Origin of the sequence: Plantibacter flavus, from assembly GCF_900177615.1 — a bacterium.
GTDB lineage: Bacteria > Actinomycetota > Actinomycetes > Actinomycetales > Microbacteriaceae > Plantibacter > Plantibacter flavus.
On sequence record NZ_FXAP01000002.1, the window covers coordinates 317,618 to 339,487 of the forward strand.

The 21,870-nt window shown below is 70.3% G+C and carries 18 protein-coding genes; 9 read left to right on the forward strand and 9 right to left on the reverse strand.

The window, feature by feature from the left end:
• Positions 1–66: 66 nt before the first annotated feature.
• Positions 67–1,134: a LacI family DNA-binding transcriptional regulator gene (locus B9Y95_RS07875; RefSeq protein WP_234994023.1), complete on the reverse strand. Its 1,068-nt coding sequence runs from the start codon at positions 1,132–1,134 to the stop codon at positions 67–69.
• Positions 1,135–1,259: 125 nt separating this feature from the next.
• Here B9Y95_RS07875 and B9Y95_RS07880 point away from each other — a divergent pair, with 125 nt between their 5' ends.
• Positions 1,260–2,504, forward strand: a complete 1,245-nt coding sequence (locus tag B9Y95_RS07880) for an MFS transporter (RefSeq protein ID WP_085511357.1) — start codon at positions 1,260–1,262, stop codon at positions 2,502–2,504.
• Positions 2,505–2,599: 95 nt separating this feature from the next.
• Positions 2,600–3,295, forward strand: a complete 696-nt coding sequence (gene nucS, locus B9Y95_RS07885; protein WP_064294112.1) for an endonuclease NucS — start codon at positions 2,600–2,602, stop codon at positions 3,293–3,295.
• 163 nt (positions 3,296–3,458) lie between these two features.
• On the opposite strand, the gene B9Y95_RS07890 is transcribed toward nucS, so the two are convergent.
• Genes B9Y95_RS07890 through B9Y95_RS07905 form a run of 4 tightly spaced genes read right to left on the reverse strand, consistent with a single transcriptional unit; the run spans position 3,459 to position 8,608 of the window.
• The gene (locus B9Y95_RS07890) at positions 3,459–4,931 is read right to left on the reverse strand and encodes a GntP family permease (protein WP_085511358.1); all 1,473 of its coding nucleotides are present in this window, start codon (positions 4,929–4,931) and stop codon (positions 3,459–3,461) included.
• A gap of 52 nt (positions 4,932–4,983) precedes the next feature.
• Positions 4,984–6,624, reverse strand: coding sequence for an N-acyl-D-amino-acid deacylase family protein (locus B9Y95_RS07895; protein ID WP_200811368.1), 1,641 nt, complete (start codon positions 6,622–6,624; stop codon positions 4,984–4,986).
• Positions 6,621–7,280: a bifunctional 4-hydroxy-2-oxoglutarate aldolase/2-dehydro-3-deoxy-phosphogluconate aldolase gene (locus tag B9Y95_RS07900; RefSeq protein WP_085511359.1), complete on the reverse strand. Its 660-nt coding sequence runs from the start codon at positions 7,278–7,280 to the stop codon at positions 6,621–6,623. Before B9Y95_RS07900 ends, B9Y95_RS07895 begins: the two co-directional genes overlap by 4 nt.
• A 23-nt stretch (positions 7,281–7,303) precedes the next feature.
• Positions 7,304–8,608, reverse strand: a complete 1,305-nt coding sequence (locus tag B9Y95_RS07905; protein ID WP_085511360.1) for a type III PLP-dependent enzyme domain-containing protein — start codon at positions 8,606–8,608, stop codon at positions 7,304–7,306.
• Positions 8,609–8,766: 158 nt separating this feature from the next.
• On the opposite strand from B9Y95_RS07905, the gene B9Y95_RS07910 reads away from it, so the two are divergent.
• The 4 genes from B9Y95_RS07910 to B9Y95_RS07925 all read left to right on the forward strand — a co-directional run bounded on the left by B9Y95_RS07910 (position 8,767) and on the right by B9Y95_RS07925 (position 12,296).
• The gene (locus B9Y95_RS07910; RefSeq protein ID WP_085511361.1) at positions 8,767–9,816 is read left to right on the forward strand and encodes a sugar kinase; all 1,050 of its coding nucleotides are present in this window, start codon (positions 8,767–8,769) and stop codon (positions 9,814–9,816) included.
• Positions 9,813–10,586 (forward strand): IclR family transcriptional regulator, encoded by a 774-nt coding sequence (locus tag B9Y95_RS07915; RefSeq protein ID WP_085511362.1) that lies wholly within the window; start codon positions 9,813–9,815, stop codon positions 10,584–10,586. The genes B9Y95_RS07910 and B9Y95_RS07915 overlap by 4 nt, the downstream gene beginning before the upstream one ends.
• Before the next feature lie 174 nt (positions 10,587–10,760).
• Positions 10,761–11,165, forward strand: coding sequence for a RidA family protein (locus tag B9Y95_RS07920; RefSeq protein ID WP_064293914.1), 405 nt, complete (start codon positions 10,761–10,763; stop codon positions 11,163–11,165).
• 240 nt (positions 11,166–11,405) lie between these two features.
• A complete protein-coding gene (locus B9Y95_RS07925; protein WP_085511363.1) occupies positions 11,406–12,296 on the forward strand; it encodes an EamA family transporter in 891 nt (296 codons plus the stop codon).
• Between the two features lie 45 nt (positions 12,297–12,341).
• Here B9Y95_RS07925 and B9Y95_RS07930 read toward each other — a convergent pair whose 3' ends face one another.
• The 4 genes from B9Y95_RS07930 to uxaC all read right to left on the reverse strand — a co-directional run bounded on the left by B9Y95_RS07930 (position 12,342) and on the right by uxaC (position 18,473).
• Positions 12,342–14,084, reverse strand: a complete 1,743-nt coding sequence (locus B9Y95_RS07930; RefSeq protein WP_159453347.1) for a NosD domain-containing protein — start codon at positions 14,082–14,084, stop codon at positions 12,342–12,344.
• A gap of 191 nt (positions 14,085–14,275) precedes the next feature.
• Positions 14,276–15,514, reverse strand: a complete 1,239-nt coding sequence (gene manD, locus B9Y95_RS07935; RefSeq protein WP_085511365.1) for a D-mannonate dehydratase ManD — start codon at positions 15,512–15,514, stop codon at positions 14,276–14,278.
• 80 nt (positions 15,515–15,594) lie between these two features.
• Entirely contained in the window at positions 15,595–17,064 is a 1,470-nt protein-coding gene (locus B9Y95_RS07940; protein ID WP_234994024.1) for a mannitol dehydrogenase family protein, read from the reverse strand.
• Positions 17,061–18,473 carry a glucuronate isomerase gene (gene uxaC / locus B9Y95_RS07945; RefSeq protein WP_085511366.1) on the reverse strand — a complete coding sequence of 471 codons (1,413 nt, stop codon included), beginning with the start codon at positions 18,471–18,473 and terminating at the stop codon, positions 17,061–17,063. Before uxaC ends, B9Y95_RS07940 begins: the two co-directional genes overlap by 4 nt.
• Positions 18,474–18,664: 191 nt before the next feature.
• Here uxaC and B9Y95_RS07950 point away from each other — a divergent pair, with 191 nt between their 5' ends.
• The 3 genes from B9Y95_RS07950 to B9Y95_RS07960 are packed head-to-tail and all read left to right on the forward strand — an operon-like array spanning position 18,665 to position 21,842.
• A complete protein-coding gene (locus tag B9Y95_RS07950; protein ID WP_159453348.1) occupies positions 18,665–19,927 on the forward strand; it encodes an ABC transporter substrate-binding protein in 1,263 nt (420 codons plus the stop codon).
• Positions 19,927–20,901: a carbohydrate ABC transporter permease gene (locus B9Y95_RS07955; protein WP_085511368.1), complete on the forward strand. Its 975-nt coding sequence runs from the start codon at positions 19,927–19,929 to the stop codon at positions 20,899–20,901. The genes B9Y95_RS07950 and B9Y95_RS07955 overlap by 1 nt, the downstream gene beginning before the upstream one ends.
• Positions 20,898–21,842 (forward strand): carbohydrate ABC transporter permease, encoded by a 945-nt coding sequence (locus B9Y95_RS07960; RefSeq protein WP_123539768.1) that lies wholly within the window; start codon positions 20,898–20,900, stop codon positions 21,840–21,842. The genes B9Y95_RS07955 and B9Y95_RS07960 overlap by 4 nt, the downstream gene beginning before the upstream one ends.
• Positions 21,843–21,870 lie beyond the last annotated feature (28 nt).

A 21,870-nucleotide genomic window follows, 5' to 3' on the forward strand; every position in this document is an offset into this window, starting at 1 on the left:
GCGTCTCCTCCACCCTACGGGGCGGGTCGGCCGCACGGCAGGGGCTGTCGAAACCCCGACGAGAACTCAGTGCTGTGGCGCGGGGACCGGTGCCGTCGTCGCTCCAGGGTGGAACCGGACGCTGAACTGCTCGCACTCCGGATCGCGGCCGTCGAGCATGGCGACGATCGCCCGGCCGGCGGCCGACCCCTTCTCGCGGGAGGGCTGCCACACCGTCGTGAGGTCGTAGTCGAGCCCCTCGACGCGGATGCCGTCGAACCCGACCACGCTGAGCTCCGCGGGGACGGAGATCCCGAGCTCCTCGGCTGCGCGGATGACGCCGGCGGCCAGGAGGTCGCTCTGCGCGGCGATCGCCGTCGGGCGTTCACCCGCCGGGACGTCGAGGATGGCGTGTCCGGCGACCCGGCCCTCCTCGAGCGACGACCCCGTGGTGACGAACCCCTGCGCGTCGGGGAAGACGTCGCGGAGGCCCTGCAGGCGTTCGATCGCCGGGACCGTCGTGGCGGATCGCTCCCACTCGGGCGTGAGCGGGCCGCGGCGTTCGGTCGGGTCGAGGTTGAGGGTGACGACGGCGACGCGCTCGTGGCCGAGGTCGGCGAGGTGTCGCGCCTCCTCACGCACGCCGCCGCGGTTGTCGACGGCGATGTCGGGGACGCCGAGGGCTGCGAGTCCCTCGATCGAGACGATCGGCATGCCCCGTCGGCTGAGGATCGCGACCGAGCTGTCGAGGTTCGGGCTGCAGCCGATGAGGACGACGCCGTCCATCGGCGCGTTGCTCAACTGCAGCGTGCCCTCCTGGGCGTCGTTCAGCAGGAGGAGTCCCGCGCCGACCGCGCCGAGTTCGTCGGCGAGTCCGTCGAGGGTCTGGACCATCACCGGGTCGCGGAAGGAGTGTCCGATCCGACCGGCGACGACGGCTCCCACGATGCCGCTACGGCCCTGGCGGAGGGAACGGGCCCGGGGGTCGGGACCGGCGTAGTCGAGGTCGGCCGCAGCCTGCAGCACCCGCTGCTTGGTCGCTTCGGACACGGGTCCGGCGCCGCTGAACGCGAGCGACGCGGTCGACGGCGACACCCCCGCGCGCTCGGCGACATCGGCGAGCGTCGGTCGCGAGGGGCGTGATTCCTGGTCCACGATCTGCTAGCTTAGTCGACGGAATCGAATCGATTCGATTTCCGCCAGATCCACCGAGATGCACGGGCCTCACCACCCCGCTCCACCGAGCGCCCAGGCGCACCAGCACCGATCCCGAGGACCCTGTGTCAGAGCCGACCAACCCGCACACCGCACCCGTCGCACTGCGCCCACGCCGCGAACTCCTCGCCTGGCGCAACGCGATCTTCGTGATCTTCGCCTTGAGCGGCCTCAGCATCGCCACCTGGGTGGCCCGCATACCCGCCATCCGCGACAACCTCGAGCTGACGACCGGCGCCGTCGGGCTGCTCATCCTCGGCATGTCGATCGGATCGATCCTCGGCCTCGTCGCCTCGCAGCACCTCCTCGCGCGTCTCGGCCCTCGACACGGCATGCAGCTCACGCTCGGGCTCGTCGCGACCGGCTTGCTCCTCATCGGGGTCGGCGCGAGCCTCGTGCCACTCGAGGGCATCGTCCTCGTCGGGCTCATCATCTTCGGCTTCGGGAACGGAGCACTCGACGTCATGATGAACGTCGAGGGTGCCGCGGCCGAGCAGGAGCTCGGCAAGACGGTGATGCCGCTGATGCACGCGTGCTTCAGCTTCGGCACGGTCGCCGGAGCTGGTCTCGGCGCACTCGCGTCCGCAGCCGGCCTCGAGGTCTTCTGGCACGCGCTCGTCATGGCGGTCGTCATCGCGATCGTCGCCGTCGTCGCCGTGCGCTTCGTCCCGGCCGAGCAGGTGGTCTCCGATGAGCTGGACGACGCACCGAAGGCGCCGTGGCAGGACCGACTTCGCGAGAGCCTGTCGGTCTGGGCCGACGGCCGCCTCATCCTCATCGGCGTCATCATGCTCGGGATGGCGTTCGCCGAGGGCAGCGCCAACGACTGGCTCGCACTCGCCGTGGTCGACGGCCACGAGCAGAGCAACACGACCGGCGCGCTCGTCTACGGCGTGTTCGTCACCGCGATGACCGTCGGTCGCATCGTGGGCGGGCCGCTCATCGACCGCTTCGGTCGGGTGCCGGTGCTGCAGGTGTCGGCCGGCGCGGCGATCGCCGGACTCGTGCTGTTCATCCTCACGCCGGTCACCGCACTCATGGTCCTCGGCACCGTGCTGTGGGGACTCGGTGCCTCGCTCGGGTTCCCGGTGGGCATGTCCGCCGCGGCCGACGACTCCAAGCGCGCTGCGGCACGGGTGAGTGCCGTCGCGATGATCGGCTACTGCGCGTTCCTCGTCGGTCCGCCGCTCATCGGCATCCTCGGCGACGCCATCGGCCTACTGAACGCCCTGTTCGTCGTGCTCGTACTCATCGTGTTCGCCGGCCTGGCGTCTCCGGCCGCCCGTGAGAGCAGCCGCCGCAAGCGCTGAGCCCCGTTCGTTCGCCCATGTTCGGGCGATTCAGCGTTCCGTCGCCCGAATATGGGCGAATGGACGCGGGACGGTGTCGCGGTAGGCTCGTCGTCGTGCGTTTGGTGATTGCGGAGTGCTCGGTCGACTATGCCGGACGGTTGTCGGCTCACTTGCCGCTCGCCAAGCGGCTGCTCATGGTGAAGAACGACGGCAGCCTGCTCGTCCACTCCGACGGCGGCTCCTACAAGCCGCTCAACTGGATGAGCCCGCCCTGCGTGCTCACGACGGTCGAGCCCGATGAGACGCAGGCGGCGGCCGGCATCACGGAGCTGTGGAAGGTCACGCACAAGAAGACCGGCGACGCGCTCATCGTGTCGATCCACGAGGTCCACCACGACAGCGCGCACGAGCTCGGCGTCGACCCCGGCCTCCAGAAGGACGGCGTCGAGGCGCACCTGCAGAAGCTCCTCGCCGAGCAGATCGAACTCCTCGGCGACGGCTACCGGCTCATCCGCCGCGAGTACATGACCGCGATCGGCCCGGTCGACATCCTCGCCACCGACGCGACCGGGGCGTCCGTCGCGGTCGAGCTGAAGCGCCGCGGCGACATCGACGGCGTCGAGCAGCTCACCCGCTACCTCGAGCTCATGAACCGCGACCCGCTCCTCGCGCCGGTGCAGGGCGTGTTCGCCGCCCAGGAGATCAAGCCGCAGGCGCGCACCCTCGCCCAGGACCGCGGGATCCGCTGCGTCGTCCTCGACTACGACGCGATGCGCGGCCTCGACGACAGCGACTCCCGCCTCTTCTGACGTCCCCTGCTGCGTTCGGTCAGCGCGGTGCGCCCGCGCGAGCGCACCGGAACCGGCGTGAGCGCGCCCCAGGCGCGTGAGCGCGCCCCTCCGGGGACCCGCGCTCAGCGCACAGCACCGCGGTGACGCCAGCGCACCGCGCTGACGTCACCACAGCACCGGATCAGACGAACAGCCAGATGAGGGCGACCATCCCGAAGCCGACGACCGAGAGGATCGTCTCGAGGACGGTCCAGGTCGCGAGCGTCTGCTTCACCGACATGTTGAAGTACTTCGCGATGATCCAGAACCCACCGTCGTTGACGTGCGAGAGCGTGATCGAACCCGCCGCGATCGCGATGCCGATGAGTGCCAGCTGCGGCTGCGAGTAGTCGCCGGCGAGCACGACCGGCTGCAGGATCCCCGCCGTGATCACGATGGCCGCGGTCGCCGAGCCCTGCGCGATGCGGAGGCCGGAGCTGATGAGGTACGCCGACACGATGATCGGCAGGCCGAGCGAACCGAGCACCTCGGCCAATGCCGCCCCGACACCCGTCGCCGAGATGACGGCGCCGAAGAACGCACCCGCACCGACGACGAGCAGGATCATGCCGATCGGCCGGAGCGACTGACCGGAGAGCTCGCCCAACTCGGCGAGCGTCATGCCGCGCCGCACCCCGAGCACGTAGTACGCGAGGCAGACGGCGATCGTGAGCGCGACCGCCGGGTTGCCGATGAGCGTCAACGCTTCGAGGACCGGGCCGCTCGGCAGGGCGAGTGCGCCGAAGGTCGCGGCGAGGATCAGCAGGATCGGCGTGACGATGATGAGGCCCACCGCCCAGAGCGAGACGTCCTTGCGCTCGGGGGCGTCGTCCTCGGGCTCCAGCACGTACTCCTCGGGAACCGAGACCATGACGCGCTTCCCGATCCAGAGCGGCCACGCGATACCCGACGCGATGAAGGCGGGGATACCGCAGAGGAAGCCCATGAGGATGAGCCAGCCGAGACCGACCTCGAAGGTGCCGGCAAGCGCCGTCGGGCCCGGGTGCGGCGGCAGGAACGCGTGCGTCATCGAGAGGCCGGCGAGCATCGGGAGCGCGTAGAGCACGAGCGACTTCCCGCCGCGACGCGCGGTGATGTAGACGAGGGGCGCGAGGACGAAGATGCCGACGTCGAAGAACACGGGGATGCCGAAGATGAGACCGGTGAGCCCCATCGCGATCGGAGCGCCACGTTCCCCGAAGCGACCGAGGAGCTTGCGGATGAGGACGTCCGCACCGCCGGAGCGCTCGAGGATCGCGCCGAGCACGGTGCCGAGACCGATGATGATCGTGATGTGCCCGAGGATGCCGCCGAAGCCGGTCTCGAGGAGCGACGCCCCCGGTTTGATCTGCTCGTCGTCGAAGGGGTCCGGCACGGCCACGCCGACGATCTGGTAGATGCTCGTCCCGGTCGCGAGGGCCAGACCGATGCCGACGATGAAGAGCGAGATGAACGGTTCGAGCTTCACCCGGATGATGAGGAAGAGCAGCACCGCGATGGCGACCGCGCACAGGATGAGCAGGCCGGGGGTGGTCTGCTGCAGCCATCCGATGGGATCGCTCGGGGCTGGTGCGGCGGCGGCTACGACGCTGCGCGCGAGGGCGGTGATGGGCATGGGAGGACCTTCTGTGTCTGTGGGCGCGGGGCGGGGAGGGACGAGGGAGCGGTCAGGCCGGGCTGCGGCGGATCGACCGACCGGGGACGGCGTCGGTGCGTCGACCGTCGGCGATGACGGCGGCACCGTTCACGAAGACCCACGGGATGCCGGCGGCCTGCTGCCGGGGCTCGGCGAACGTCGCGCGGTCGGCGATGGTCGCGGGGTCGAAGAGGACGACGTCGGCGACGGCTCCGACGCGGAGCACGCCGCGGTCGCTGAGGCCGAGTCGCCCGGCCGGACGCGAGGTGAGGTGGGCGACGGCGTCTTCCAGCCCGAGCACCCCCTCTTCGCGGACGTAGTGGCCGAGGTAGCGCGGGAACGTGCCCCACGCGCGCGGGTGGGGCTTCGCGCCGATGAGGATCCCGTCGCTCCCGCCGGTGTGAGCCGGATGCACCATCATCGTGCGCACGTTGGCCTCGTCGCCGACGTGCTGGAGGATGCCGGTCGCGAGCCGGTCGGCTTCGAGCAGCGCGAAGAACAGGGCTGTCGGGTCGCCCGACCACGCGTGTCCCGCATCCTCCGCGGCGATGTCGGCGACGGTTCGGCCGACGAATCCGGCGAGCTCGGGGTTCGCGACGCCGGAGATCTCGATCGTGGCCCAGTCGGTGACGACCCCGTGACAGCCGTCGGTGCCGAGCACCTCGAGCTCGTATCGGATCCGCGCACGGACGTCGTCGTCGCCCAGGCGCTCGATCGTCGCGTCAGGCCCGCCGACCGCCGCCCAGCTCGGCAGCAACGCCGACAGGGTCGTCGAACCCGGCAGGTACGGATAGGTGTCGAGCGTGATGTCGACCCCGTCGGCGATGGCGGCGTCGATGAGCGCCACGAGTTCGGCGGCCCGGCCTGCGTTGACGCCGAAGTTCATCGTCGCGTGCGTGAGGTGTAGCGCGCACCCGGAACGACGACTGATGTCGATCATCTCCGCATACGCCTCGAGTGCACCCTTGCCGTACGAACGTTGGTGCGGTGCGTAGAAGCCGCCGTGCTCCGCGACGGTGCGGCACAGCGCGACGAGCTCCTCGGTGTCGGCGAACATGCCGGGCACGTAGGTGAGGCCGGAGGACATCCCGACGGCCCCCTCCCGCATCCCGGCGGCGACGAGCTCCTGCATGCGAGCGATCTCGTCAGCGGTCGCAGCCCGGTTCTCGGTGCCGACCACGAGCATCCGGACGGAGCCCTGCGGCACCAGGTAGGCGACGTTCAGCGCGGCCCCGCGGTCGACCCGCTCGAGGTACTCGCCGACGGTCCGCCAGGCGAAGTCGACGTCGTCGGGTTGCCCGTTCCAGCCGGCGATCTGCTGCCGGACGATCGACATCGTGCGGTCGTCCGTCGGGGCGTAAGAGAGCCCGTCCTGTCCGAGGACCTCCGTGGTGACACCCTGCGAGACCTTGGCGAGGTGCTCGTGGTCGCGCAGGACGGCGAGGTCGGAGTGGGCGTGCATGTCGATGAAGCCGGGCGAGGCGACGAGACCGTCGGCGTCGATGATCAGGGCGTCGGCGGGCGCGTCGGCGTCAGCGGACCCCCCGATCGCGATGATGCGACCCCGGTCGATGAGCAGCGACCCGTGCGCGCTCGGTCCGCCGGTGCCGTCGACGATGCGAGCGCCGCGGATGACCACCGCGCGCGCGCCGTCCGTCGGTCGCGACGTCACGGCAGGAGGGCCGCCGTGGTGAAGGCGGTCGCGCGCTCGGTGACCCCGGCCCAGTCGGCCGCGGCGACATCGGCCGCACCGACGACACTCGACCCCGCGGTCACGGCAGCTGCGCCGGCCTGGATGTACTCCCGCGCGTTGCCGGCGTGCAGTCCGCCCGACGGCACGAGCCGGAGACCGGGGAACGGACCCTTGAGGTCCTTGAGGAAGCCGGACCCCATGGCGGCGGCTGGAAAGATCTTCACCGCGTGGGAACCGAGCGACGCGGCGCGCATGACCTCGCTGGGCGTCATCGCGCCGAGCAGGAACGGGATGCCGGCGGCGGTCGCGACCTCGGCCACTTCCTCGCTCAGACCGGGCGTGACCAGGAACTGCGCACCGCTGTCGACGGCGCGCTGAGCGGTGTCGCGGTCCACGACCGTCCCCGCGCCGATCACGGCCCCGTGGTCGCCGATCGCGTCGGCCGCGGCGCGGATCAGGGCTTCGACCCCCGGCGTGGTGAAGGTGAACTCCACACTGCGGATCCCGCCCGCGGCGAGCGCCCGGCAGAGTTCGACCGGGTCGGGGATGACGGGTACGCGGACGACGGCGATGGCGCGGTCGGCGTACAGGGCGTCGAGGGCGTGCGGCGTGGTGGGAGGGGTCTCGAGCGTCATGCGGGGCTCCTGTTCGGTTCGGCTCAGCCGAAGGTGGTGGTGACGGCGTCGACGGCGCTCGGTTCGGCGAGACGGACGTCGTCGATGACCACGAGGGCACGCCACTTGTCGAAGGTGGTGCACGGGTGGGAGAGGCCCAGGCGGATGACGTCGCCGACCTCGACGTCGCTGCCGGGCGGCAGGGAGACGAAGGTGTGCTGGTCGTTCATGGCCGTGGTCGTCGCGCCCGGGAGCGCTTCGACGATGGCGGATCCGGCGCGGCGGACGCCCTGCACCTCGGGGAGCCCCTCGTCGAAGGGGAAGTCGCGCTTCCCGCCGTCGACGAGCGCGAGGCCGGGCTCGGGGCGGGAGACGATCGTCGCCCAGCCGTGGATCGCGGAGCGGAAGTCGCCGGTGCCCTCGTGGCGGCCGAGCGGGGTGATCCCGCGGTAGAAGCCGTCGTCGTGGGTGACGTACGCGCCGGAGCGCAGCAGCACGTCGACGGCGCGTCCGTGAGCGCCGTCGAGGTCGCGCAGTCCGGCGAGGACCTCGGCGACCACGTCGAAGTAGGCGCTGCCCCCGGCGGTCACGATGAGCGTCCGGACGCGTTCGTCGTACCGGCCGCCTGCGAGGAGCGCGCCGTGGAGAGCTGCGAGCGACTCCAGGTAGTCGCGGACGATCTGCAGCGAACCGTCGTCGCCGTGGTGCGCGAGGGCCCCCTCGTAGCCGCTGACGCCGGCGAGCGCGAGCTCGGGCGAGGCGACGACGGCCTCGGCGATCTCGAGCGCGGTGGCCTGGTCTCGGGCTCCGGTGCGGCCGCCCGGCGCACCGAGTTCCACGAGCACGTGGAGGGGGCGACGGGGTGGCTGCTCGGCGAGCACGCGCGACATGATCTGCACGGCTCGGACGGAGTCGGCCCACACGACGATCTCGGCGTCGCCGCTGTCGAGAGCCCGCCCGACGGCGCGCAGGTGTTCGGGCTGCACGAGGGCGTTGGCGAGCATCACGCGCGGGATCGACCAGTCGAGCGCGACGGAGAGCTGCCACGGGGTCGCGACGGTGATGCCCCAGGCACCCGCGTCGAGCTGACGCTGCCACAGGGCTCGGTTCATCGTCGTCTTGCCGTGCGGCGCGAGGCCCACCCCTGCGCGGTCGCACCACTGGCGCATGGTCTCGACGTTGTCGGTGACCGCCGAGCGGTCGAGCGTGACGAGCGGCGTGGTGAAGTCGGCGAGCGCCGGTCGACCGGCGAGGAACGTGGCGGCGTCGGTCCCGACGGAGGCCGGCGGGAAGCCCTTGAGGCTGCCGTCGAGCACGCCCAGCGCGCCGGCATCGAAGTCGTCCGTCATCGTCTCCTCGTTTCGCGATCGAGCGCTGCACCCGCCGACGTCGTCAGCGCCAGGCGTTGCGCATCTTGCAACGTATATTGCATCCGGCGCTACGTCTGTTCTAGCATTGCGTCCACAGGCCGTCAACCGGACCCGGCCGAGACGCGAGGGGAACCGTGATGACGACGTCACCGTCCACCGTGAGCACGATCGGCGAAGCGATGGTCGTCCTCCTGCCCGAGGGCCAGCTCCCGGTCGCCGAAGCCCGCGAATACCGGACGGGCGTCGGCGGTGCCGAGTTCAACGTCGCCTCCAGCCTCGCGCGCCTGGGCGTCCCCACCCACTGGATCTCACGCCTCGGCGACGACGGGTTCGGCGACTACATCCTCGAGACGGCCCGGCACGACGGCGTCCTCACCGACGCCGTTGAACGCGACGACCACCGGCCCACCGGCCTCTACGTCAAGGAGACGGTCGTGAGCGCCGACGGCGACCGTCGGCCGAGGATGCACTACTACCGCAGCGAGTCCGCCGCATCGCAGCTCGGCGCCGACACCCTGCGACACGAGGCGACCCGGGCGGCCATCACCGCCTCCGCCATCGTGCACACCTCCGGCATCACCCCGGCGCTCTCCGACTCGACCGCGCTGCTCGTGGGCGAGCTGGGCGACGCGCTCCCCCGCGACACCGTCCTGAGCGTCGACCTCAACTTCCGACCGCGACTCTGGGAGCGTCGCTCGACCGCCCCGCTGCATCGCCTGCTCGACCAGGCGTCCGTCCTGTTCCTCGGCGTCGACGAAGCGGAGCTGTTCTTCGGCCACACGGACGCCGCCCGCCTCTTCGCCGAGCTGCCGACCCTGCAGCGCATCGTGCTCAAGGACGAGGAGAACGCAGCGACCACCCTCCACCGTGACTCCGAGGCGGGCATCGAAGTGCGGTCGTTGTCGGTCGACGTCGTCGAGACCGTCGGTGCGGGCGACGCGTTCGCCGCCGGCTACCTCGCCGGGCTGGCCTCGGGTCGCTCCGACACCGCCTGCACGCGGCTCGGCCACGCGGTCGCGGCGTCGACGCTCATCTGCCATGGTGACCGCCCCGAGCTCGTGCCCGACGCGCAGGGCGTCAGCACCATCGTCGAGGCGACCGATGAGGAGTGGGCGTCGTGGCGCATCACCGCGGACCGCCCACTGCCGTGGACCACGGTCGGCGCGCACGGGATGATCGACGCATGAGTCAATCGCTGTCCCGGGCCCTCGACCTCCTCCGCGAGATCGTCTCGGGCACCAACTCCCTCGACGCGCTCGCAGCGACGGCCGGCGTGCACAAGACCACGGTGCTGCGCCTGCTCAACACGCTCGAGGAGCACGGCTTCGTCACGCGCGACGCGTCGTTCCGGTACCACCTCGGGCGGGCGATGTTCGAGCTGACCCAGACCGCGCTCGACGAGCAGGACGTCCGCGGCGTCGCCGCTCCGCACATCCGGGCGCTCGGGGCGGCGACGGGTCAGACGGTGCACCTCGCCGCCTATGAGGGTGGCTCCGTCTTCTACATCGACAAGGTCGAGTCCCGTCAGCCCCTCCGCATGTACTCGCGTGTCGGCCTGCCCGCCTCCCTGTACGCGACCGGGGTCGCGAAGGTCCTCCTCGGTGGACTCGACGAGGCGGAGCGTCGACGCGTCGTCACGGGCATCGTGTTCGAGCGGTACACCGACAAGACCATCACCGACGCCGACGCCCTCCTGGCCGAGATCGAGCGCTCGACCGAACGCGGGTGGGCCGAGGACCACGAGGAGCACGAGAGCTTCATGAACTGCGTGGCCGCTCCGGTGTTCGGGCCCGACGGCCGGGTCACCGCGGCGGTGTCGATCTCCGTCCCGACGATGGTCCTCCCCCACAGCGGCGTCCGAGCCCTCCTGCCGCAGCTCCTCGCCACCACGACCGCGATCTCCGCCGAACTCGGCTACGCACCGCCGTCGCCCGCCGAGGCCCCCGCCACCGCCTGACCTCCCGCCCGTCCCGTCCCTGAGCCCCACCAACCCCGGTCGCTGACCACCCATCCGGTCCCTGACCACCTACCCCGGTCCCTGAGCTTGTCGAAGGGCCACCCATCCGGTCCCTGACCACCTACCCCGGTCCCTGAGCTTGTCGAAGGGCCACCAACCGAAGGACACACCCCCATGACCGAACGCACCGCCATCTCCACCACCGACGCCCCGGCTCCCGCGCACACCTTCTCCCAGGGCGTCCGCAAGGGCAACTTCGTCCAGGTCTCCGGCCAGGGCCCCGTGGACCCCGCGACGAACGAGTACCTGTTCCCGGGCGACGTCGCCGCGCAGACCACCCGCACGCTGCAGAACGTCGAGGCCATCCTCGCGGCCGGCGGCGCGACCTTCGACGACGTCATGATGCTGCGCGTCTACCTCACCAAGCGCGAGGACTTCGCGATCATGAACGACGCCTACGGCGAGTTCGTCGGTTCGCGCGTGAAGGGCGGAGTCCTGCCCTCCCGCACCACGGTCTTCACGGGCCTCCCCCGCGAGGAGATGCTCGTCGAGATCGACGCCATCGCCATCGTCGACTGACGCACGTCCATTCGCCCGTTCTTGGGCGACCGAGCGTTCGTTCGCCCAGAACTGGGCGAGCGAACACGCCTCGCCGGGAGGCTGGTAGCGTGGTGCGCGATAGCGCCTAGGGTTCCGGAGCGACAGCTCGACTGGTCCGAGCGGCGCCACGGTCGGCGGCCAGCCGACGACCGTCATCTGACAGGATAAAAGCCCGGAGGACCCTGATCGTCGCGCCCGCGAGGATCGGAAGGGTCTCACGTGTCTCTGCTCGCCGTCACCATCGTCCTCGCCGCCGCGGTCTGCCACGCGGCGTGGAACATCGTCGCCCACGGCGTCAGCCGGATCGGCATGCCCTTCCTCTGGTGGGGAGCAGTGGCGAGCACGGTGTTGTGGGCGATCGTCATCCCGTTCACGGGCGGACTCGGTACGGACGACCTCGCCGGCTTCGCCATCGGCGTCGTCGTCTCCGCCGTGCTGCACTACGTCTACATGCTCGTGCTGCAGCGCGGCTACGCCAGCGGTCGCCTCTCCACCGTCTATGCCACGGCACGCGGCACTGGCCCGACGATCAGCGTGATCATCGCCGTCCTCGTCCTCGGCGAGCGCCCGTCGGTGCTCGCGCTCGTCGGCGTCGCGGCGATCGTCGTCGGCGTCGTCGCGATCGGGTTCGTCGACCGCGGGAGCGACCCGGCACCGGTCGCCGTCGACGTGCGCGCCACGCGACGACGTATCGACCCCGCGGTCGCCTTCGGGCTCCTCACCGGGGTCGCGATCGCTGCCTACACGATCTGGGACACACACGCCGTCCGCACCTGGGGAGTCTCGCCCGTCGCGTTCATGGTCGGCTGCACCGCGGTCGAGGTCCTGCTGTTCTCCGGTTCGCTCGGGCGCCGAGCACGCGAACTGCCGGCGGTCCTGCGCGCGCACTGGCCGCGCATCCTCGCCTTCGGGGTGCTCTCGCCGATGTCGTACATCCTGGTGCTGGTCGCCATCACCATGGCACCGGTCGCGCTCGTCGCGCCGATGCGCGAGGTGAGCGTCATCCTCGTCAGCCTGTTCGGCGCACTCGTGCTCCGCGAGGGCCGCCCCGTCCGCCGGATCGCCGCGGCGACCGTCGTCGTGATCGGCGTCGCCCTGCTCGCGGGCTGAGCAGCGGACACCCGGTCGCCGGCACGGACCACCGCGACGACCGCCTCAGGTGACCTTCACCGAGCGCCAGGTGCCCTGGTCGTTCACCCAGAGCAGCCCGTTGCCCACCAGCAGGTCGCCGGACCCGCCGCCGGCCGGGCGCGCCGTACCCATGTGCCTGGTGGTGACGTAGCTCGTCGCCGGCTGTGCATTGATGTGGGCGCTGCCGGAGACCGAGAGACGGTTGGCCGCGACCATGGAGCGACCGGTGGAGCCGTAGGTGTCGATCCCGGTCGCGCACGCCAGGACCGTGTTGCCGACGATGGTCACCCCGCCCGTCGAATTGGTGACGGCGAGCCCGATCCGGAACCCCTCCACGCGGTTGCCCGTGACCTGCACGGCTCCGGCGCCCTGATGCTGTACCCCGTACCCGCTGGCCTCTCCTGCGCCGAGGACCGAGTTGTCGGCGACGACGAGGTCGCTGCTGAGATACGAGACGACGCCGCCCGCAGTCCCACACGGCGTGGTCACGCTGAGCCGGTTGCCGACGACGAGCGGCCGGATCGCGCGTTGCAGCACCACCCCACTCGGGCAGATGCCGCCGGCGAGCCGGATGACGTTGTCGGTGATCACCGTGTCGGTCGAACCGACGGGCGTCGTGGTGTCGCCCGAGGGCAAGGTGGCGTCCTGCAGGCGGATGGCGGCGGAGGCGACGCCGCGGATCTCCAAGACGTTGCCGTCCACCACGGTGGCGTCAGCGCCGCGGTAGACCATGATCGGCCCGCGCGACGGACCCCAGACCGACCCCTGGTCGTCATCGGCCGCCCGCGTCCAGCGCACCGTGTTGTTCGAGATCCCGGTCGAGCGCGTGTCGATCGCGGCGATGCCCCACCACGTGCTCCCGGTGACGGTGTTCCCCGACACGGTGGCGTGCGACACCGCCTCCAGCGCGATGCCGCGGCGGAACGGACCGCTGACGACGTTGTCGTTGATCGAGAACATCGCGTCGGGGTAGAGCCCCGGATCGACCTCGTCGTCCGACAGGCCTTCCGCGTGGATGCCGATCCGCGCGTCCGTGCCGGCGAGCGCGTTCACGACATTGCCCGAGACGACGGCACGCGCACCCCAGATGGTGATGCCGTCGCCGCGATCCTCGCCGGCCTTCGAGGTCGAACCGCGTCCACCGCCCACGCCGACGATGTCGACGATGTGGCAGTTCGTGACGATGACGCCCTCGAACTCGCCGGTGGGCTCGTTCACCACGCCGTTCTGGAAGCCCACGATCCGCACTCCGTCGACGATGACGTCGCTCGTCCGGATGTCGATGCCGATGTTGCGGGTACCGCTGGCTGCGCCGAGGTGGTTCGGATTGGTGAGGCGCACCTCACGCACGGTCGTCCCCGGAGCGGTGAGGCGGAGCGCCGGCGCGTTCGTGATGCCGGCCGTCCACCGCAGCTCGCCACTCCCCCGCAGCGCCAGGCGACGGTCGAGCAAGAGGGTCGCGTCGAGCGCGATGACGGCGCCGCCGGGAACGATGATGGTGCTGCCGTCCGGCGCCGCCGACAACAGCGCCTGGACCGCGGTCGTCGACACGGTCGCTCCGGTCGGATCGATGCCGTCGCCGGCCAGGACGATCGTGCCGTCTGCCGCCGCCTGCGTCGAGGGCGCTGCCGGATCAGCCTCGGCGGGCGTCTCCGGGGCGACGGGTGCCGGGCTGGGAGGGGTCAGGTCGGGAGGTTCAGGTGTCGGGTCTGGTGTCGGCGATGGGTCGGGCTGGTCACCCGGTGGTTGGGTGTCGTCGTTCGTCATCTGGTCCCCCGAACCGCGGTGATCGCCCTTATGTCGCACCACCGTAGCCCTCTGGAACATGAAATACCAGTAGTGAATCTCACGCAACTCGGACGTGAGCGCGCCCCTGGCGCGCGAGCGCGCGTCTCCGGAGGGGCGCGCTCACGCCACAGGGGCGCGGTCGGGTCAGCGCACCGCGCTGGCCGCAGGGATCACCAGTCGTGGACGGTGCCGTCGGCGAGACGGTTGTAGGGCAGGTAGGCGCGTTGGTAGGGGTACTTGCCGGCCTCGTCGACGTTGAGCTCGACACCCAGCCCCGGTGCTTCTCCCGGGTGCAGCATGCCGTTCTCCCAGGTGTAGGACTGCTGGAACACGGCATCGGTCCTCTCGCCGTGCTTCATGTACTCCTGGATGCCGAAGTTGTGGATCGCGAGCCCGAGGTGCATCGCGGCCGCCATCCCCACCGGGGAGATGTCCGTCGGTCCGTGCATGCCCGACTTGATCTGGTACTGCGAGGCGTAGTCGAGCACCTTCTTCAGATGCGTGATCCCGCCGGTGTGCGTGACCGCGCTGCGGACGTAGTCGATGAGCTGCTCCCGGATGATCTGCTGGTAGTCCCACACCGTGTTGAAGATCTCCCCGATCGCCAACGGCGTCGTCGTGTGCTGCCGCACCAGCCGCAACGCCTCCGGGTTCTCCGCCGGGGTGCAGTCCTCCAACCAGAACAGGTCGTACGGCTCGAGGCTCTTGCCGAGCTTCGCGGCCTGGATCGGCGTCATCCGGTGATGCCCGTCGTGCAGCAACGGCAACTCCGGCCCGAACTCGTTCCGCACCGCCTCGAACACCGTCGGCAGGTGACGCAGGTACGACCGGGTGTCCCAGTCCTCCTCGTTCGGCAGGCCACCGCGCTGCGCCGGCTCGTGGTCGTAGCGGACACCGGTGTTGCCCTCGAAGGTGGCGTTGGAGGCGATGCCGTAGATCGACTTCAGCCCCGGCACCGCCGTCTGGATGCGGATGGCCCGGTAGCCCTGCGCCTGGTGCTCGCGCACACTGTCGAACAGCTCCTCGTTCGTCTTCCCCGACGCGTGCCCGTAGGCGAGCAGCCCCGTCCGGGACGCCCCGCCCAGCAGCTGGTACACCGGCATGCCCGCGGCCTTGCCCTTGATGTCCCACAGCGCCATGTCGACCGCCGCGATCGCCGCCATCGTCACCGGACCACGCCGCCAATACGCCGAGCGGTACAGGAACTGCCAGGTGTCCTCGATCCGCGACGCATCGCGCCCGAGCAGCAGCGGGACGACGTGCTCGGTCAGATACGCCACCACCGCGAGCTCGCGCCCGTTCAGCGTCGCGTCGCCCAGGCCGGTCAGGCCGTCGTCGGTCGTGAGCTTCAACGTCACGAAGTTCCGGTCGGGACTCGTGACGATGACCTCGGCCTTGTCGATGTTCATGGGTACTACTCCTTCGTGCGTTGCGGCCGATGTGGCCGGGGTGGTTCCGACGGACTGCGGGTCGGCTGCAGCGGCGGGCGTCAGGGGTTCCGTGGGCGTCCGGTCAGCTCGTCGACCAGATGCTCCAGCTCGGTGACGAGCGTGGAACCGTCCTCCGGCTCCGAGTCGAGGAGGCGGGGATCGATCAGGCGCACGAGCGCCGCGGTCCGCTCCCGACCCTGGAACCGGAGCGCCTCGGCGACGGCGGCACCGCTCGCGTCACCCGGCCGGTCGTCGCCCTGGACGGCCGCCACCCACGCGGCGATCACGCGCAGGGACCCGGTTCCCGGCCGACCGGCGGCCCGTTCCGCGAGGAGGGTCGACACGATCCGCACCCGCAGTTTGGTGACCCCCTCGAGGGCGATCTGCTGCAGTCGATGCTCGATGCGCGCGTTGTCGAAGCGCTCCAGGAGTGCGGTGCGATACGCGGTCAGCCCGAGGCCCTCCGGCAGGTGGCGCTCCGTCTCGTCCCAGTACTCCTCGACCCAGGCCCGGCACTGCTCGTCGCCGACCGCCTCGGCGACCGTCGTATGACCGCGCAGCGGGCCCGCGTAGGCGAGGAGGCTGTGGGCGCCGTTGAGCAGCCGCAGTTTGCGTTGCTCGTAGGGCTCGAGGTCGTCGACGAACCGGGCACCCGCGGACTCCCACGCCGGGCGCCCGGCGGGGAAGTCGCCGCTCAGCACCCAGTCGGTGAAGGGCTCGGTGACGACGGGAGCGGCATCGGCGAATCCGGTGAGCGTCGCGGCAGTCGCTTCGTCGGCAGGCGTGGGACGCGGCGTGATGCGGTCGACCGAGGACGAGACGAACGAGACCTCGTCGGCGATCCACCGAGCGGTCTCCGGGTGGACCCGGTCGGCGAGGGCGAGCATCGCGCGACGGACGAGCGCACCGCCGTCGGCGATGTTGTCGCACGGCACGATCGCGATCGGACCGACCCCGGCACGGCGACGGGCTTCAAGGCCGATGAGCAGCCGACCGAGCGTCGTGGTCGGGCGGGCATCGCGGAGGTCCGCCCGCTCGGCGAAGGCCTCGGACAGCAGGGCGACGTCGTGCTCGACCGCCGGATCCGACGTGTCCGGCTTCCCCTCGGCATCGAGCCGGTACCCGGACTCGGTGACGGTGAGCGTGACGATGGCGGTGGTCTCAGCGGCGAGGAGGTCATGAAGCCGTGCGACCTCGGTACCGTCCCACGCCTCGACGATCGAACCGACGATCGTGGCCGAGTCGCCGTCCGCCGAGCGCTCGACGACCGTGTAGAGGCAGTCCTGGGCGTCCAGGTCGACAGCGGCCTGCGGGCTCCGGCCGGTGAAGGCGGCGATGCCCCACTCGTGATCAGGGTCGGCGAGCTGGGTGTACCAGGCCTGATGGGCGCGGTGGAAGGCGCCGAGTCCGAGATGGACGATCCGGACCGGTGCCGATGGGAACTCGGGCAGCCGCACGCGGGACAGACGCGGGACCGCCGGCTCCCCCGGCGCTCCGGCAGCGCGGTCGACGTTCGTCACGGTGCTCACAGCTTGAACACCCGTCGCGGCTGGTCGACGACGAGGTCGAGGATGATGCGTTCGGCCGTCGCCTCGTCGATGCGCCCCTCCCGCACGAGTCGCGCGAGGAAGGACGCGTCGAGGCGTCGGGACATGTCGTGTCGGGCGGGGATCGAGAGGAACGCCCGCGTGTCGTCGATGAAGCCCGATCCGCGCGAGAACCCGGCCGTCTCCGTCACGGCGGACCGGAAGCGCAGGACGGCGTCGGGCGCATCGAGGAACCACCACGGTGCGCCGATGAAGACGCTCGGGTAGAACCCGGCGAGCGGTGCGATCTCCCGCGAGTAGCTCGTCTCGTCGACGCTGAAGAGGACGAGGTTGAACCCCGGAGCCGAGCCGAACCGCTCCAGCAACGGGCGCAGGGGGCGGACGTAGTCGGTGCGGACCGGGAGGTCGTGCCCGGTGTCCGGCCCGAAGCGGGCGAGCGTCGGCGCGTGGTGGTTGCGGTGGACGCCGGGGTGGACCGTCATGACGAGGCCGTCCTCGACGCTCATCCGGGCACTCTCGAACAGCATGTGCGCGGCGAACCGCTCGAGGTCGGCGGCGTCGGCGGTCCCCGACAGCGCGCGGTCGAACAGTGCTGCGGCGTCCGTCTCCTCGAGTTCGAGCGTGAGTGGTTGTGGGACACCGTGGTCGGACGACACCGCCCCGTGCTCGATGAAGTGGCGACGGCGCCCGGCGAGCGCTTCGAGATAGCCGCGGTAGCTGCCCTCCGGCGTCCCGTTCCAGGCGGCGAGCGACGCGACCCGCTCCGCCCACCCGGCCTTCGCCGGATCGAGGTACGCGTCCGGCCGGAAGGTCGGCAGGACGCGCCCGCTGAAGGTGGGGTCCGCCGCGAGGACGGCATGCGCGGCGAGGTCGTCCATCGGGTCGTCTGTGGTCGCGAGCACCTCGATGCGGAAGCGGTCGAACAGTGCACGCGGACGGAACGCCGGCGCTTGGAGCGCGTCCTGGATCGTGTCGAAGAGCCGGTCGGCGTTCGCTCCGTCCGGCTGCTCAGTGACACCGAACTGCTCACCGAGGATCGAGCTCAGCCAGTACCCGGAGGCGGTGCCGGCGTACAGGTGCCAGTGCTCGCAGAAGCGTCGCCAGGCGTCCCGCGGTGCGGCGACGGAACCACCCCCCGCGAGGTCGGGCACGCCGACGTCCGCGAGGGAGAACCCGGCGGCGTGCAGCAAGCGGGTGACGTAGTGGTCGTGCCGGAGGAACAGCTCGGTGGCATTCGCGAACGGGGTGTCCTCGACGAGGATCGTCGGATCCACATGTCCGTGCGGCGAGATGATCGGCAGGGCCTCCACCGAGCGGTAGAGCGCCCTGGCGACGTCGCGCGTCCCCGGGTCGGCGGGGAGGAGGCGGTCTGGATCGTTCTGCAGCGTCATTGGCACGCCTCCATTGAAACCGGGGGACCGCGGTCTGTCAACCGATTGCCACACCGATCTGGCAATCGCTTGCCAGATCGACGACCGTCTGCGAGACTGATCCCGCTTCCGCCCGGAACCGTCGTGGTCCACCACCACTGAAACGCTTCAGCGACGCGGGGAGCAGACCCCCGCTATCAAAGGAGATTGCAGTGGCAAACAGCGTTCGTATCGGAATCGCGACCGCGGGAATCCTCGCCCTCGCACTGACCGCCTGCTCGGGACCGGGCGGCGACGACTCGGCCGACGGCCCGGTGACGCTCGAGTTCTGGGCCTGGGGCTCGAACATCGACAAACGCGTCGCGGTGTGGAACGAGGCCAACCCCGACATCCAGGTCAACATCTCGCAACCCGCGAGTGGAGCGGACATGCCCGTCCGCGTCCTGAGCGCCGTGCGTGCCGGTGACGGCCCCGACATCGCGCAGGCCGAGTACACGCAGTTGCCGACCTACGTGTCGGCCGGCGTCCTCGCCCCACTCGACAGCGCGAAGCAGGACCTCGAGGAGGCCTACTCCCCCACGGTGCTCGAGAGCGTGTCCTTCGACGACATCGTCTACGGCGTTCCGCAGGACCTCGGACCGGCGCTCTTCGTCTACCGGAACGACCTCTTCGCGCAGTACGGTCTCACCCCGGCCGCGAGCTGGGACGACTTCCGCGCCCTCGCGGAGCAGGTCCGCACCCTCGACGGTGACCGCTACCTCTTCAACTTCAGCTCGATCGACGCCGACCAGTTCATGGGACTCGCCCTGCAGAACGGCGCCCAGTGGTGGGACTACTCCGACGAGAAATGGGGCGTCGACATCGACAGTGCCGAGACGCAGGAGGTCCTGGACTTCTGGCAGGGCATGGTCGAGGACGATCTCGTGAGCATCTACCAGACCGGCAGCCCCGAGCAGATCGAGGCGACCGCGAGTGGCCGCGTGCTCGGCACGATCGCCGGTGCCTGGGCTCCCGGTCCGCTGCTCAACCAGTACCCCGACACCGTCGGGCTCTGGTCGGCCGCACAGATCCCGCAGTGGGACGCCGCCGATCCGCGGGTCTTCGCCCGCGGCGGCTCGGCCAACGTCATCCTCAAGGAGAGCCCGCACTACGATCAGGCGCTCGAGTTCATCACCTGGCTGAACGCCTCAGATGAGGGTGCCGAGGGGCTCGTCGAGGTCAACAAGTTCACCGGCGCCCTGCACGGCCAGGAGATCGACCGCACGCCGCCGGAGCTCATGCCGGAGGACACCACCTACTGGCCGAGCGCCACGGAGGCGGCGTCGAAGCTCGTCACCGTGCAGTGGGGCCCGAACACGCAGGTGGCCTTCACCGCCATCACCGACGAGCTCGGCAACGCCATCGAGGGGACGAGCCCGTGGGCCGACGTGCTCCCGAAGGTGCAGGACATCGTCGAGAAGGACCTGGCCGGCTGATGACCGCGCCGACCATCGAGCGGGACCGCGATCGGACGGAGGACGATCCGACCGCGGTCCCCACCAGACGGCGCGTCTCGCTGACCCGCCCGCACCACCTGTTCGCCTGGGTGCTCATCGCCCCCGCGGTCGTCCTGTTCGTCTTCGTGTTCGTCATCCCGATCGTGTACTCCGGCGGCCTCAGCCTCATGGGCACCGCGGCGGGTGCGAGTGCGTACGGCGTGCGCGAAGAGGTGTTCGTCGGCCTCGGCAACTACACGAAGGTGCTCCAGGACCCGACGTTCTGGACGAGCCTCGGCAACCTCGCCGTGTACGCACTCTTCCTCGTGCCGATCATGATGCTCACGGCGATGCTGTTCGCGCTGCTGCTCGACCTCCCGAGAGCCCACCTCCGCGCGTTCAGCCGCATGGCGATCTTCCTGCCGTACGGCGTGCCGAGCGTCATCGCGGCGCTCATGTGGGGCTTCCTGTACGTGCCCGAGATCAGCCCGATCTACCAGCTCGCCGAGACCTTCGGCCTGCAGTTCCCGACGCTGCTGCGCGGTGACCTCGTCATGACCGCGATCATCAACGTCGTGCTGTGGGGCGGGATCGGCTTCAACACGATCATCCTGTACACCTCGCTGCAGTCGCTGCCGAAGGAGCAGATCGACGCCGCCCGCATCGACGGCTGCAACGAACCGCGCATCGCCTGGTACATCAAGCTGCCGCACATCGTGCCGGCCACGATCCTCACCGGACTCTTCTCGATCATCGGCGCCCTGCAGGTGTACAGCGAGCCACAGATGCTCTCGAGCCTCACCCCGGCCATCAGCTCGACCTACTTCCCGCTGATGCGGGTGTACCGGGACGCCTTCGCCCACGACGACCTCAACTCGGCGTCGGCGGCATCCATCATCCTCGCCCTCGCCACGGTGCTGCTGTCGCTCCTGGTGCTCGGCGGGCAACGCCTCGCAGCTCGGAGGAACGCATGACCACCACCGCACGCACCGCGGAACGCGCGGAGGAGGACCGTCGAGCTCGCGAGACCGTCGTCCGCGCCGATCGCGGCCGCATCCGCAAGCCGAAGGAGTCCGTCAGCCTCGTCCACAAGCTCGGCGGAATCCTCCCGACGATCGTCCTCCTGATCGCCGTCCTCTACTTCCTGCTCCCGATGGTGTGGGTCGTGTTCGCCGCCACGAAGAGCACGGGCGAACTGTTCTCCACGAGCGCGTTCACCTTCGGGTCGAGCCTCGTCGACAACATGACCGACCTGTTCGCGTACGAGAACGGCTCCTTCGCGCGCTGGTTGGGCAACAGCTTCATCTACTCGATCGGCGGCGCACTCCTGTCGACCGCCGTCTCGGCCGCCGCCGGCTACGCGCTCGCGCTCTACCGGTTCCCGGGCAAGAAGGCCGTCATGGTCGGACTGCTCGCGGGCGTCCTGCTCCCGACGATCACGCTCGCGATCCCGCAGTACATGCTCTTCGCGCAGCTGAACCTCACGAACACCTACTGGGCGGTGCTCATCCCGATCTCGATCACCCCGTTCGGGATCTACCTCTCCTACGTGTTCGCGCGGGGCTCGGTGCCGCAGGAACTCCTCGAGGCGGCCCGGGTCGACGGGTCGAACGAGGGGCGCACCTTCGTCTCCATCGGCCTGCCGCTGTTGTTCCCCGGCCTCGTGACGGTGTTCCTCTTGCAGTTCATCGGCGCCTGGAACAACTTCCTGCTGCCGTACATCATGCAGTCGAAGTCGGAGCTGTCGCCCATCACGGTCGCCATGTTCCTCATGCTCAACCGTGGCGGTAGCGAACCGGTGCTCTACTCGGTCGCCATCGCCGGGGCGCTCATCGCCGTCATCCCCGTGGTGATCTTCGTGCTCGTCCTGCAGCGGTTCTGGCGCCTCGACCTCATCTCGGGGAGCCTGAAGTAGCGATGACCATCCCACCGACGACGGAACG

Bases quoted from the DNA above. Each gene is read 5' to 3' on its own strand.
- B9Y95_RS07905 (WP_085511360.1), bottom strand. From the start codon at position 8,608: ATGACGGACGACTTCGATGCCGGCGCGCTGGGCGTGCTCGACGGCAGC.
- B9Y95_RS07890 (WP_085511358.1), bottom strand. From the start codon at position 4,931: ATGCCCATCACCGCCCTCGCGCGCAGCGTCGTAGCCGCCGCCGCACCA.
- B9Y95_RS07920 (WP_064293914.1), top strand. From the start codon at position 10,761: ATGACCGAACGCACCGCCATCTCCACCACCGACGCCCCGGCTCCCGCG.
- B9Y95_RS07900 (WP_085511359.1), bottom strand. From the start codon at position 7,280: ATGACGCTCGAGACCCCTCCCACCACGCCGCACGCCCTCGACGCCCTG.
- B9Y95_RS07955 (WP_085511368.1), top strand. From the start codon at position 19,927: ATGACCGCGCCGACCATCGAGCGGGACCGCGATCGGACGGAGGACGAT.
- B9Y95_RS07915 (WP_085511362.1), top strand. From the start codon at position 9,813: ATGAGTCAATCGCTGTCCCGGGCCCTCGACCTCCTCCGCGAGATCGTC.
- uxaC (WP_085511366.1), bottom strand. From the start codon at position 18,473: ATGACGCTGCAGAACGATCCAGACCGCCTCCTCCCCGCCGACCCGGGG.
- B9Y95_RS07960 (WP_123539768.1), top strand. From the start codon at position 20,898: ATGACCACCACCGCACGCACCGCGGAACGCGCGGAGGAGGACCGTCGA.
- B9Y95_RS07910 (WP_085511361.1), top strand. From the start codon at position 8,767: ATGACGACGTCACCGTCCACCGTGAGCACGATCGGCGAAGCGATGGTC.
- manD (WP_085511365.1), bottom strand. From the start codon at position 15,514: ATGAACATCGACAAGGCCGAGGTCATCGTCACGAGTCCCGACCGGAAC.
- B9Y95_RS07930 (WP_159453347.1), bottom strand. From the start codon at position 14,084: ATGACGAACGACGACACCCAACCACCGGGTGACCAGCCCGACCCATCG.